At 46.1% G+C, this 12081-nt stretch carries 11 protein-coding genes and 1 riboswitch; of the genes, 5 read left to right on the top strand and 6 right to left on the bottom strand.

Translation table 11 applies throughout. The features are described from left to right. Positions 1-3 precede the first annotated feature (3 nt). Positions 4-1224 (bottom strand): NupC/NupG family nucleoside CNT transporter, encoded by a 1221-nt coding sequence (locus tag J4N45_RS25605; protein WP_042469903.1) that lies wholly within the window; start codon positions 1222-1224, stop codon positions 4-6. Between the two features lie 157 nt (positions 1225-1381). Then, positions 1382-1479: riboswitch (purine riboswitch) on the bottom strand. Between the two features lie 162 nt (positions 1480-1641). On the opposite strand from J4N45_RS25605, the gene J4N45_RS25600 reads away from it, so the two are divergent. Both J4N45_RS25600 and J4N45_RS25595 read left to right on the top strand, forming a co-directional pair. Continuing rightward, the gene (locus tag J4N45_RS25600) at positions 1642-1998 is read left to right on the top strand and encodes a YibL family ribosome-associated protein (RefSeq protein WP_042469905.1); all 357 of its coding nucleotides are present in this window, start codon (positions 1642-1644) and stop codon (positions 1996-1998) included. 361 nt (positions 1999-2359) lie between these two features. Next, positions 2360-3712 (top strand): alpha-amylase family protein, encoded by a 1353-nt coding sequence (locus J4N45_RS25595; RefSeq protein ID WP_252015431.1) that lies wholly within the window; start codon positions 2360-2362, stop codon positions 3710-3712. A 63-nt stretch (positions 3713-3775) separates the two neighbouring features. Here the strand turns inward: J4N45_RS25595 and elbB are convergent, their stop codons facing one another. The 5 genes from elbB to J4N45_RS25570 all read right to left on the bottom strand — a co-directional run bounded on the left by elbB (position 3776) and on the right by J4N45_RS25570 (position 8305). Further along, positions 3776-4426, bottom strand: coding sequence for an isoprenoid biosynthesis glyoxalase ElbB (gene elbB, locus J4N45_RS25590; protein ID WP_252015429.1), 651 nt, complete (start codon positions 4424-4426; stop codon positions 3776-3778). Between the two features lie 117 nt (positions 4427-4543). After that, the gene (locus tag J4N45_RS25585; protein WP_252015427.1) at positions 4544-5803 is read right to left on the bottom strand and encodes an alpha/beta hydrolase; all 1260 of its coding nucleotides are present in this window, start codon (positions 5801-5803) and stop codon (positions 4544-4546) included. Further along, entirely contained in the window at positions 5781-6002 is a 222-nt protein-coding gene (locus tag J4N45_RS25580; protein WP_252015425.1) for a hypothetical protein, read from the bottom strand. Before J4N45_RS25580 ends, J4N45_RS25585 begins: the two co-directional genes overlap by 23 nt. A 160-nt stretch (positions 6003-6162) precedes the next feature. Beyond that, positions 6163-7026 carry a MurR/RpiR family transcriptional regulator gene (locus tag J4N45_RS25575; RefSeq protein WP_042469910.1) on the bottom strand — a complete coding sequence of 288 codons (864 nt, stop codon included), beginning with the start codon at positions 7024-7026 and terminating at the stop codon, positions 6163-6165. Between the two features lie 10 nt (positions 7027-7036). Beyond that, the gene (locus J4N45_RS25570; protein WP_252015423.1) at positions 7037-8305 is read right to left on the bottom strand and encodes an amino acid deaminase; all 1269 of its coding nucleotides are present in this window, start codon (positions 8303-8305) and stop codon (positions 7037-7039) included. A 182-nt stretch (positions 8306-8487) separates the two neighbouring features. Between J4N45_RS25570 and J4N45_RS25565 the strand changes: the two genes are divergently transcribed. From J4N45_RS25565 to J4N45_RS25555, 3 genes are all read left to right on the top strand, one after another. Then, positions 8488-9936, top strand: a complete 1449-nt coding sequence (locus tag J4N45_RS25565) for an N-acyl-D-amino-acid deacylase family protein (RefSeq protein WP_252015421.1) — start codon at positions 8488-8490, stop codon at positions 9934-9936. Between the two features lie 59 nt (positions 9937-9995). Beyond that, positions 9996-10388, top strand: a complete 393-nt coding sequence (locus J4N45_RS25560; RefSeq protein ID WP_006069083.1) for a RidA family protein — start codon at positions 9996-9998, stop codon at positions 10386-10388. Between the two features lie 165 nt (positions 10389-10553). Further along, complete coding sequence (locus J4N45_RS25555) at positions 10554-12050, top strand: sodium:solute symporter family protein (RefSeq protein ID WP_503057194.1); 1497 nt, start codon at positions 10554-10556, stop codon at positions 12048-12050. Positions 12051-12081 lie beyond the last annotated feature (31 nt).

Below are 12081 nucleotides of genomic sequence, written 5' to 3'. Positions count from 1 at the left end.
TCCTTAAGACAGAGTGATAAGCAGACCAGCGATAGTACCGGACATTAGGTTTGCCAGAATGGCGCCAAATAGTACGCGCGGACCGATTTCAACAAGAAGTGGACGACGCTCTGGGTTCATAGCACCGATACCACCGATAACCATGGCTAATGAGCCGATGTTAGCAAAGCCACACAAGCTAAACGCAATGATCGCTTGTGTCTTCGCCGTTAGTGTTTCACTGACTTCAACGAAGCTCATGTAAGCGACAAACTCATTCACAGCAATCTTCTTGCCTATCAGTGCGCCAGCCGTCACAGCTTCGTTCCATGGAACACCCATAAGGAAAGTGAGAGGTGACAAGATATAGCCGATAATGAGCTCTAGGCTTGCGTTTTCGAAACCGGCCATGCCACCAACGCCTGAAATGATGCCGTTTAAAAGCGCTACGAGGGCAACAAATGAAATCACCAATGCGGTTACTGTAGCCGCTTGATGCATACCGACCAAAGAGCCTTCCGTGATCGCATCTAAAAGCGACTTTGGTGCTTCTTTATCATCGACTTTAATCGATTTGTCCGTGATCACTTCATCGGTCTGCGGGCAAAGAAGTTTCGCAAATAATAAACCTGCAGGTGCCGTCATAAAGCATGCAGTAATGATGTACTTTGGATCGACACCGAGGCTGATGTAACCGATCATGGTTCCGCCAGCAACACTTGCTAAGCCACCCGTCATAACGGCAAAAAGCTCTGAACGAGTCATGTTCTTCACTAAAGGTCGAATCATTGAAGGCGCTTCGATTGGGCCCACGAAGATGTTCGCTGTAGCACTTAGTGACTCTGCTTTCGATGTGCCAAGCAATTTAGTTAACGCGCCACCAATCACATTGATTAGGGTTTGCATGATGTTCAGGTAGTACAGTGCAGAAATTAGCGCGGAGATAAAGATGATTACGCAAAGTACATTGATAACAAAAATAAAGCCCATGCCAAATTTGCCAAGGTCACCAAAGGCAAACGCGAGACCTTCATTGGCGTAAGAGATAACGTGGTTGACGCCGTTAGACATGCCTTGAAGGATTTGTTCACCCAAAGGAACAAACATAACAAAAGCACCGAAACCAATTTGCGCGGTTAAGGCGAGTAAAACAGTACGTTTGTTGATGGCTTGGCGGTTCTCAGAAAATAGGAAGCCAACAGATAGCAGTGCGATGATACCGACAATGCTCATAAGTAAAGACATGATACAGCTCTTTTGTGGTGTACCTAGCTATGTCCGTAATAGCAGTGATGTCCGTATGAAATAGGTAGTAAAAATCTAAGTGAGCGCACTTAAGGCACGTTGTTTGTGCAGGTGCGTGTTTATACTCACTGAACAGACTTATAGATATAAGAGCAGATAGGGTCTAAGGTCATCTTATAGAAGAGCAATATTGGTGCTCTGTAGAAACGCTTCACCGTATTTGAAGCTTATACAAAATGCCTGACAGTAAGTCCCAACTTTTGGGAGCAGCGGATTCTATATAAAGCAATTTGTGATTGCAACCGTTTGCGTCAGGGTATTTTCTCTAGCTGATAAAATAATGCGCAGAACTCTAGCATTATTGGGTTGTAGACTTTATGATGCGCGACCACGAACGATCATAAGAAGGTTAACGCCATGAGCATGAAACAAGAACTTCAAAAACTAAATAACCGCCTCGACAAGTGTAAGTACAAGTTGGATGGCGCGAAATCTCGTGGCGACAATGAGTTGATCTCACGCTTTACGGATGAGATTGATAAAATCACCAAAAAGATCGCTCAAATGAAACACAAGCAGAGCTATGACATGAACAAAGAGCGCAAAAGCTTGCTCGACATGCCATTCTCTCGTGAAATTACCAAAGCCGAACAGGCTGATATGGGTAAACTGAAAAAGTCAGTAAAAGGCTTAGTTGTGGTTCACCCAATGACTAAAATTGGCAAAGAGCTGAAGCTGAAGGTAATGACTGGCTACGCTCCTAAGCCATTCTAATCATTATTTCTTTTTCAAAGGCGCACTAGTTAGCTAGTGCGCCTTTTTTGTACCTGACAGACGTGGTTTTTCGATACAGTTACGTTAATACGTGCTGTGACACGGCTCACGGCTTAGGAAGCTGGAGATTTAACTATTTCGTAACTGGTGTGACAAAATGTTTCTTGTTTAGGTTAAAATGTATTTATATTTCATAGTGTTATGACAATAACTTTAGAGATACTCTAAAATATCATCTTAAATTTTTATCTACGCCTACTTTCTAATACAAGAGAAAGCGGTCGGGGGATGAGCCCTACGTTTCCCCAGTCACTATAATTTGTCTTTATTGACGTAATTCCAAATAACAAAGGCGATTCAAATGTCTAACACTACCACTAGTCAGAGTAACGTGATTCTTCATGCGTTCGATTGGCCATATGCATTGGTAACTGAGCGAGCTCAGGAAATCAAAGCTTGTGGGTACAAGACAGTGCTGGTCTCACCGCCAATGAAGTCATATCGAAGCGAGAAAGAGGTCCTCTGGTGGCAGCTTTACCAGCCGCAAGATTATCGTGTTATCGATAACAAGCTAGGTAACACCGAAGACTTCAAAGCCATGATGGATGCCCTCAACGAACTCGGCTTATGGGTTTATATTGATGTGGTCTTTAATCATATGGCGAATGAATCGAGTCAAAGGCTCGACCTTCAGTATCCTAGTGCTCAAGATATGGCGAACTATCAAGAGCATTCGACTTACTTTGAGGAGCAGAGGCTGTTTGGCGATCTAAGCAAGCCACTTTTTACTGAAGAAGATTTTGTTGAAGCGTTTGGTATTGAAAACTGGAAGGATCGCTGGGAAGTTCAAAATGGTCGTCTTACTGGTGGTCCAGAGGATCCAGGTTTACCAACACTCAGAACAAGCGATCACGTGATTGCGCAGCAGCAAGCTTACTTGCTAGCTATGAAAGACCTTGGCGTACGCGGCTATCGTATCGATGCCGCCAAGCATTTGACGCTAGAGCACATCAAAAAGGTGTTCACCAAAGATATTACTGAGGGTATGCACGTATTCGGTGAGATCATTACCGACGGCGGCGCGACGGAAGAAGAGTACGAGCTATTCCTTCAGCCGTATCTAGAAGAAACGCGCCTTGCTGCTTACGACTTCCCGTTGTTTAAGACTATTTTTGACGCCTTTTCATCGAAAGAAGGCAGTCTCACATCCTTGATCGACCCATACTGTTTTGGTCAGGCGTTAACGCATGAGCGCTCTATCACGTTTGTAACTACCCATGATATTCCAAACAATGATGTGTTTAGCAACATGGTTATGGAAGAGTCGGATGAATGGCTGGCATATGTTTATATTTTGACTCGCGGGGAAGGGGTTCCGCTGATTTACAGTGACCTCGATCCGAGTGGGATCAAAAATGCGAAAGGTTTACCAAGATGGGTCGATAGCTGGAAAGATCCTAAACTGGCGAAGCTTATTCATTTTTACAATACAGTACACGAATCAAGTGCTGAGGTGATTGAAGCAAACGAAGATCTTCTCGCTTTCCGTCGCGGAGATAAAGGTGTCGTCGTCATCAATAAATCATCGCGCAGCAAAGTGATCGCACTGAATGAATCTAAGACACTGACGTCAATTTTCTCTGGTGCAGTCGTTGAAGCTGGTGGTGCACTGCACATTGAGCCTATGAGTGCTGAAGTGCTAACTATCGCTTGAGAAGTGAAAAGATATTGATTGAGGAAGCCCCTGCTGGAGAGTAGGGGCTTTTTTGATTTTGGGTTAAGCTAGAGCAACGAGTTTGGTTACCAGTTTTTCGATACCACTTGCCGCGTCTGAAATGCTATTAGCGAGCATATAAGCAGGCGTCGACAATACGTTGTTGTCTTCATCGAACACAATATCGTCGACTGGACAATCAACATGTTGGCCACCTAGGCCATTAAAGCCAGCTGCGGTACCATCATCATTACCTATCGTGCCTTTTACTGACTCTGGGTAGACCATTGGGATGATGACAGGCGCGATACAGAGATACCCTGCAGGTTTATTCGCATCCTTGAATGCACGACATGCAGCGGCAACGTCAGCATTGATTGAGCACTCTGCACCGTTGATAGCAAAGTCTGTTAGGTTTTTAGCTGCGCCAAAGCCGCCAGGCACAAGCAGAGCATCAAAGTCATCGACATTGAGCTTTGCGACATCTTCGATATTGCCTCTTGCTATTCGCGCTGCTTCAACAAGGACATTTCGTGACTCTTCCGTTGCTTCCCCTGTTAGGTGATTCACCACGTGGAGCTGCTCAACATTTGGCGCGAAGCAGTGCCAAGTGGCGCCTGCTTTTTCTACAGCGTGAAGCGCAAGTACGGACTCATGAATTTCCGCACCGTCAAATACGCCAGATCCGCTGAGAATTACTGCTATATTTTTCATAAACCAATTCCCTCTGTTGACTGTTTTTTATCAATAATAGTTTATCTAACAGAAGGTTGGAGTTACTTGTTTCTTTTCTGTGCTCTATCAAGCAAAAGTATATCAACCAGCGTCCTTCTATCGAGTAGAGGCGTGTTGCAAAGAACCCGCATCGACGGTTTTGGTTGCTGCCATCGTAGAATCCAGTACCGCTGCCATTTCTTCGAAGTACGGGTTAAAGGTTAGCCGAGCGTGCACTTTCCCTGGCTCTTGATACCCATAAGACGAATACCACATCTCTTCGCCTCTCAGACACGCATTGTAGCCTTCTTCAGATTGACCATTGTCGCAAATTGCTACAGTTCCTTTGGTGCCGTAATAGGGGTTGTTTGGGTGGAATAGCATGCCCATATGAGAGCCATTTGACACGCGATACTTCGGAAGTTTCATCGACTGTTGGATAACTCGCTTGCCACTGGGGGCTGATTCTCCTTGCCAAATCAATCGGTTGGCTGGGTTTGGAAATTGACGGTTGAACCATTCAACGGCTGCGGCTGTATCGACAACACTGTCACCCTCACTGAGTACCATTACGGTTGGCTTACTGAAGTCATGAGCGGCGAGCTTGTTTTGTACTTCGCTCACGGTGTCGTAATAGACAGCAGCACCATTCATAGGTAGCGAGTTGTATCGAAGCATATTGTCTTCAGGGTCTTGGTCAGCCCATTGCATGAACAGGCTTGCAAAACCTGCGTACTTAACGGCAGTTGACGTTGGCTGGAAAGCCGGAGAAAACAGCAAGAGTCCAGAAACACGATCATCTTCAAGTGCTCTGGAGGTGACTAGATTTGCGCCGGTGGAGTAACCACCAAGCCAAACCGTTGGGTAATCTTCTAATAGTAAGTCGGTATGATGGTCTACGACGCCTCGCCAGTCTTCAAAACTTGGTAGGATAAGATCGCCCACTTTGCTGCCGTGACCAGGCAATAAAATGGCTCTGACTAAGTAGCCTTGATCAGCGAGATGCTGTGCGATGTCATGAAAAGAGTAGGGGGAGTCGCCCAAACCATGCACGAGTAGAACGGCCTCACCGTTAGGTTTGTTGGGAGTGACCTCAAAAGGGCTGTTCAAAGCCACTTCCAATTGATGATCGTCAGACTTATAAGCTCTATTTTCGGCGAGCCATTGCTGCGTCTCGGTCACGTAACCTTGATAGCTATCTTGTTGATAACTAGGTAGTGACGTTGAATGCGTAAATGAAGGGTTTTCGTTTTTGGTTGAACAGCCAAAGATGCCTGCTGTAACAAATGCAGCAAGATAGAACGCTAACGCCACCACCTTTCGTTTGTGGCGTGATCGCTTCTCTCGTTTAGATTCATTTGGACGATACTTCTTCATATTCACCCTCTATCGTATTTCCTTGTGCTGAGTGACCTTGAGCCTGACGCTGACGAGCGAATTCTTTATCTAACTGCTTTTTTATACGGTTGCCCGTGATGTATGCAGCAATCGCCATTGGAATCGCCATGATTAGGCTGAACATCATTGCAACAAAACCGATAAACAGTGCGCTGATAGTTAGGAGTGCTTGTTTCATAATGACCTCTCTGTAAAAACCGAAATTAAGAATGGATGAGTCTTTATGGCATCTCTCCTTGATATCGAAATAATACGACAGAGAATATGAACCAAACATGAACGCCTAGTCAGATTAGCGTTCATGTTTGTTAGGGGGAGGGAAAATTTTTAGGAGAGAGTTAATCGCCTAGTGGCTGACGATCACTGCCCGTACGATGAGTATCCAGAGCCAACTTCAATCGGCGTAAGCGGTCGCGAGAACGGCGCTTGTGGTTCACGGCAAGTTCCATGGCTAGCACGTCAACAAGAGCTAACATAGCGTATCGAGATGCCGAGGGTTTGTAGATAAAGTCGGTCTCTTTATGAACGATAGGTAACACGATGTCGCTCAAGTCAGCCAGTGGCGAACCTGAAGGAGTAATGGCAATGATCGGAACCCCATATTGCTTCGCGGTTTCTGCGGTTTCGACCACAATCGGTGTGTGACCCGTTGCCGAGATGACCACCATAACGTCGTTGGCATCTGCGGTTGCTGCTACCATCCGGGTTAACAGACCGTCATTGTACGATACGACTGGGTATCCAAGACGAAACAAACGATGTTGCAGCTCTTGCGAGGTGATGGTTGAGCCTCCGCCAACGCCGATAGCAATTATCTGCCTTGCCGAATGTAGCAATTCCACGGCTTTGCTGACGTCTGCTTCGTTTATCAATGCGCGGTTGATGTCTAGAGCTTGTTTGATCGACTCATAAATACCTTGGTGTCCAGTTTGAACTGGGGGCTCAATGATGAAGCGTTGACCCACTGCAAGTGATTGAGCGAGCTTGATTTTCAGGTCTCGTACGTTTTTGCATCCCACTGCTTTGGCGAAACGGGTAATAGTTGCTTCACTGACGCTTGCTTGTTCTGCAAGCTCGGTAATACTTGCGTTAGCGGCTCCGCTCACATCGTCGGTGATCAGGTCTGCCACCTTCTTTTCTGCGTCACGAAGCGCACTGTAGCGCTCCGTGATCTGAGAAATAATGTCTACTTCTACGCTCAAAATGTTCCCTCTAGAATGCCGTTTCGACCCAATGGTCTACGTTATGTTGGTCGTCACTGATGGCTATGTAACGCCACTTATCAAACGTCAGGCAAGGATGTGACGTTGAAAAGGCAATCATATCACCAACTTGTAGGTCGCATTCCTCCGGAATGGATAAAAATGTGTGTTGATCCATCACATCTGTCGCTACAAGGTCTTTGATATTGAGTGCTTCGCCATTGCGATAGATGCGCTCTGGGATGGGTAAGCCTGCGTCGAATGCTACATCCCTCTTTCCTAGTCCAATAATCGCCTTGGTAGCTTCTGGGCGTGATATAACATAAGCCCAGACCTCTAATGCTGAGGAAAGATCGCCCCCTAGCTCACAGGCAAATCCTTGGTTTTTCTCTGCGCGTTGCATCACTTTGTGCTGCGCATTGAGGTAGATACCTGTGTCGTGAATAACATAGCAACCCGGTCTTAAAATAGCGTCAACGTTAGCGAGGTGAGCAAACTCTTCGGCAACGACATCATACCAAGCCGAACCAGCACCTGTGACGATTGGCTTAGTGGGGAGTAGCTTATCAGCGACTAAGCTGGCCGCCAGTCCAAGCGTGTTGGAGAGAAACTGACGTACACGAGCCTCTTCGTCTCCGCCATGAATAACGCCCTCGTAGACCTCAATTCCAACCAGTTCAACGTGTGATAGCGTTGCAATAAGCTGCGCAAGTGCGGTGACTTCTTCTACGGTGCGGCAGCCACAACGCCCCCCCTCAACCCCATACTCGATCAGTACTTCAATCGTGTGAACCGTTTGCTCAAAGTAGTGTTGCAGCTGCTCAACGTTTTGTTTTGAATCGACACAAACCATTACTCTAGCGCCGGTATCACGCTTAACTCTGTGGATCAAAGCCATGTTAGCTTTGCCGACTAACTGGTTCGCCATCATGATGTTAGCAATACCGCTGTGAGCGGCGACCTCAACTTGTGGGGCGCTTGCTACCGTGATGCCCCAAGCGCCGTGCTGTTGTTGCTGACGAAAAAACTCGGGTGTCATGGTGGTTTTTCCATGAGGGCAAAGCTTCACGGCATGATGATTAGCAAACTTTTGCATCCACTCCATATTGTTCGTCAAATGACTGCGCTTGATGACTGCCGCCGGCAGGCTGATGTCTTCATTGATTAAGCTATAACTCTGCTTCTTTTCTTCACTACACGCTAAGCCTTTGTGACCGATTGCATAATCAAGTTCTTGTTTTTTGTGATTGTTTCTATCTTCTGTGAATAGGTTTTTCATTTTTTGTCTCGCACTAACATGAGTTAAGTTGTTGATATTAAATGATTGTTGCTTTCTATTATATTTATGATGTTAGAAACTATCAAACTTTGATTATTGTTTTGTGTAATTTGTCACTGAGTTTTGTCAGGTTAATTTCTAACATACCTCTTATGGAAAGCGCGAAGATAAGAGAGAAGGTCATGTTGTTCGACATCATTATAAAAAACGTAGAAATCGTCGATGGCACCAATGGACCTGCCTACCATGCAGACCTTGCAATTAAGCAAGACCGTATTGCGAAAATCGGTGATCTAGCAGGCTCAAAAGCGGGTTTGGTGATTGATGGGCAAGGGCAGGTATTAAGCCCAGGGTTCATTGATGTTCATACGCACGATGACACTAACGTTATTCGCTATCCAGATTGCTTGCCGAAAATTAGTCAAGGGGTGACGACAGTTATCGTCGGTAACTGTGGGATCAGTGCCTCGCCGGCGACGCTTAAAGTTGCACCACCTGATCCAATGAACCTACTGGGGAAACAAGAAGATTTTAAGTATCCAACGTTTGCAGAGTATGCCAAAGCGGTCGAAGCCGCGCAGCCGGCGGTGAATGTTGCGGCATTGATTGGGCATACCACACTTCGCAATAACGTGATGGATGAGCTACTTCGTGAGGCAACCGAGGACGAGCTGCAATCAATGAGAAGCACTCTGAGTCAGGCGATGGCAGAGGGCGCGTTAGGCTTGAGCTCTGGTCTGGCTTACGCCAGTGCGAAACAAGCGACAGCGAGTGAAGTTATGCGTTTGGCTGCGGTACTTGCTGATTTTGGTGGTATCTATACCACGCACATGCGCACTGAATTTGAGGCTATCTTGAATGCGATGGAAGAGGCCTTTGAAACTGGCAAACATGCTCGTGTTCCTGTGGTGATCTCGCATCTGAAATGTGCTGGAGCGGGTAACTGGGGCAGAACTGTCGAGGTGCTCGATCTGCTCGAAAAGACGGCAGAGCATCAAGATGTTTCATGCGATTGCTACCCATATTCGGCAAGCTCTTCAACTCTGGACCTTAAACAGGTTACTGACGACTTCGATATCTTTATTACATGGTCGGAATCTAAACCTGAGTTTGCAGGTCAGCTTCTCGCTGACATTGCCAAGCAAATGGAAATGCCTTTGATGGACGCTGCTAAAGCTCTGCAACCAGCGGGAGCAGTATATCACTGCATGGATGAGCAAGATGTGGAGCGAGTACTTAAACACAGGCTTACTATGGTTGGATCTGACGGACTGCCGAACGATCCACATCCTCACCCGAGACTGTGGGGCACCTTCCCTAAAGTATTGAAACATTACTGTCGAGATCGCGAGTTATTTCCACTCGAGGAAGCGGTTTATAAAATGACGGGAATGTCAGCGCAACGCTATAACCTATCCGATCGGGGAATAATCAAAGAAGGGGCATTCGCCGATCTGGTTTTATTTAATAAACATAATGTTCGTGATACTGCGACATTTGAAACCCCTATTTCTGTAGCAGACGGAATAGAGTGTGTATTAGTTAACGGAAACATTAGCTATCAAAATAAATTAGTCGCCAACGAAAGATTTGGCCGATTTATATATCGTGATGGTATTAATTGCTCTTGAATTATACATATTCAAGAAATGTAGAACTTAAATAAGACGTAACAAAACTGGAGTAAACAATGACAATTAAACGCTATGGTGTAGAAGGTGGTGTTGGTACAGGTGGACAGCATTTACCATTCGCTCGAGCAACAGAGGCTGGTGGCTTTCTTTACGTATCGGGCCAAACACCAATGACAGATGGCGAAGTTGTGGAAGGCGGTATTGTTGACCAATCACGCCTGGCTATCCAGAACTGTGTCGATATTATGGAAGAAGCGGGCTACGGTCTAGAAGATGTTGTGCACGTTAAAGTGGTACTGACAGATTCTCGTTATTTCCAATCATTTAATAAAGTATTCAAAGAGTTCTTTGGTGCAAATCCACCAGCACGAATCTGCATGGTTTGTGACCTAGTGGTGGATGTAAAAGTAGAAGTCGACGTGACTTGCTATCGCGAAGATCGTCGATAAATATAAAGTCGTATCTACACGCAACTTAATAATGGGCATTTTGCGATGCCCTTATCAATAAAAATAATAATGACATTGTGATTACATTGTGTAGTTACGTTTCGAGATTAAATAACGTAAAACGATAGGCAGTATATAAGTTGCTTATCTCTCTGGAGGTGTTCAATGAACAGTACACTATTCTTATCCGGATTCGGGATATATGTGTGTTTTCTTATTTGGCTTGGTTGGTATGTATCGCGCAACCAAAAGTCAGGTGAAGATTTTCTACTTGGTGGGCGCGGCTTACCACTGTTTTTGGTACTAGGTACCACGGTAGCGACCATGGTGGGTACTGGCTCAAGTATGGGCGCAGTAGGTTTTGGTTACGCTAACGGTTGGGCTGGTGCACTTTATGGCATTGGTGGCGCTCTTGGTATTTTACTACTCGCACTCTGGTTTGCCCCTGTTCGTCGACTCAATTTTATGACCATGAGTGAAGAGTTATCCTACTATGTCGGTGCAAACCGCGTGGTGAAAAATCTGGTCGGTATTCTTATCTTTATTGCCTCTATCGGTTGGTTAGGCGCCCACATCTTGGGTGGTGGTATGTATCTGGCTTGGATTGCAGATATTGACCTCAATGTTGCGAAAGTCATTATTGCTGCCGCGTTTACGATTTACGTTGTCATTGGTGGTTACACCGCCGTGGTGTGGACTGACACAATTCAAGCCGTGATTCTTTTTGTTGGCTTCATCTTGATGGCCGTTCTATCGGTGCAGCACATCGGTGGCCTTGATAACCTTTACGCTGCGATGGACCCAGCAGCGACCAGCTTTCTAGCGATTGAAAAACTCGGTCTGATTCCAGCTATCTCATTAGCCGTTGTGGTTGGTGTAGGTGTGTTGGCGACGCCTTCATTCCGTCAGCGTATTTACTCAGGTAAGAACGTATCGACCATCCGCCGTTCATTTGTGTTGTCTGGTGTATTGTACCTGTTCTTCTCAATCATCCCTGCGGTTATTGGTATGGCGGCGCATGCGATTGACCCTAATCTAGATAATGCTAATTTCGCGTTCCCATACATTGCAGCAACGGTACTACCAGTTGGTATTGGCATGATCGTTCTGATTGCAGGTTTGTCGGCAACTATGTCGAGCGCGAGCTCTGATGCGATTGCCGGTGTTTCTATCTTACTGCGTGACGTGTATGTCATGTTTACAGGTCGCGTTCCAAATAAAGAATCGATGATGAACTACTCAAGGCTAGCGCTTATCGTCGTGATTGGTTTTGCTCTACTGTTTGCACTGACGTCAAACGACATTATCGGCTACATCACTAAGATGATCTCAACGGTGATGTCAGGCATGTTCGTGTGCGGTATGTTGGGTCGCTTCTGGAAGCGCTACACATGGCAAGGTGCGATTGCGACGCTAGTTGGTGCATCAGCGGCTTCATTCATGGTTATTCTAAGCCCAAGCCTAACCGCATTCTGGGGTAACCCAGTCATCCCATCTGTTGCAGTCGCGACTCTAGCGGGTGTTGCAGTGAGCTTGTTCACGCCAAGAAATATGGTGTCCCCAGAGGAAGCTCAAGCCATCTTAGACGCAGAACGTGCACAGATGGAGCAAGGTGGTGAGCCCAACAAGGACACCACGACTTCAACTCCAATTACAGAGTAATCACTCTTTAGTCAGGGTGTAGCGCAAGGAC

Origin of the sequence: Vibrio sp. SCSIO 43140, from assembly GCF_023716585.1 — a bacterium.
GTDB lineage: Bacteria > Pseudomonadota > Gammaproteobacteria > Enterobacterales > Vibrionaceae > Vibrio > Vibrio maritimus_B.
Note: the sequence above shows the minus strand (reverse complement) of the source record. Positions and strands in the feature narration are given on the sequence as shown.

What these genes read in the sequence shown, in the direction of transcription:
- J4N45_RS25570 (WP_252015423.1), bottom strand. Translation starts at nt 8,305, where the DNA reads ATGAAAAACCTATTCACAGAAGATAGAAACAATCACAAAAAACAAGAA.
- J4N45_RS25580 (WP_252015425.1), bottom strand. Translation starts at nt 6,002, where the DNA reads ATGAAACAAGCACTCCTAACTATCAGCGCACTGTTTATCGGTTTTGTT.
- J4N45_RS25585 (WP_252015427.1), bottom strand. Translation starts at nt 5,803, where the DNA reads ATGAAGAAGTATCGTCCAAATGAATCTAAACGAGAGAAGCGATCACGC.
- J4N45_RS25555 (WP_503057194.1), top strand. Translation starts at nt 10,554, where the DNA reads ATGAACAGTACACTATTCTTATCCGGATTCGGGATATATGTGTGTTTT.
- J4N45_RS25605 (WP_042469903.1), bottom strand. Translation starts at nt 1,224, where the DNA reads ATGTCTTTACTTATGAGCATTGTCGGTATCATCGCACTGCTATCTGTT.
- J4N45_RS25560 (WP_006069083.1), top strand. Translation starts at nt 9,996, where the DNA reads ATGACAATTAAACGCTATGGTGTAGAAGGTGGTGTTGGTACAGGTGGA.
- elbB (WP_252015429.1), bottom strand. Translation starts at nt 4,426, where the DNA reads ATGAAAAATATAGCAGTAATTCTCAGCGGATCTGGCGTATTTGACGGT.
- J4N45_RS25595 (WP_252015431.1), top strand. Translation starts at nt 2,360, where the DNA reads ATGTCTAACACTACCACTAGTCAGAGTAACGTGATTCTTCATGCGTTC.
- J4N45_RS25600 (WP_042469905.1), top strand. Translation starts at nt 1,642, where the DNA reads ATGAGCATGAAACAAGAACTTCAAAAACTAAATAACCGCCTCGACAAG.
- J4N45_RS25565 (WP_252015421.1), top strand. Translation starts at nt 8,488, where the DNA reads ATGTTGTTCGACATCATTATAAAAAACGTAGAAATCGTCGATGGCACC.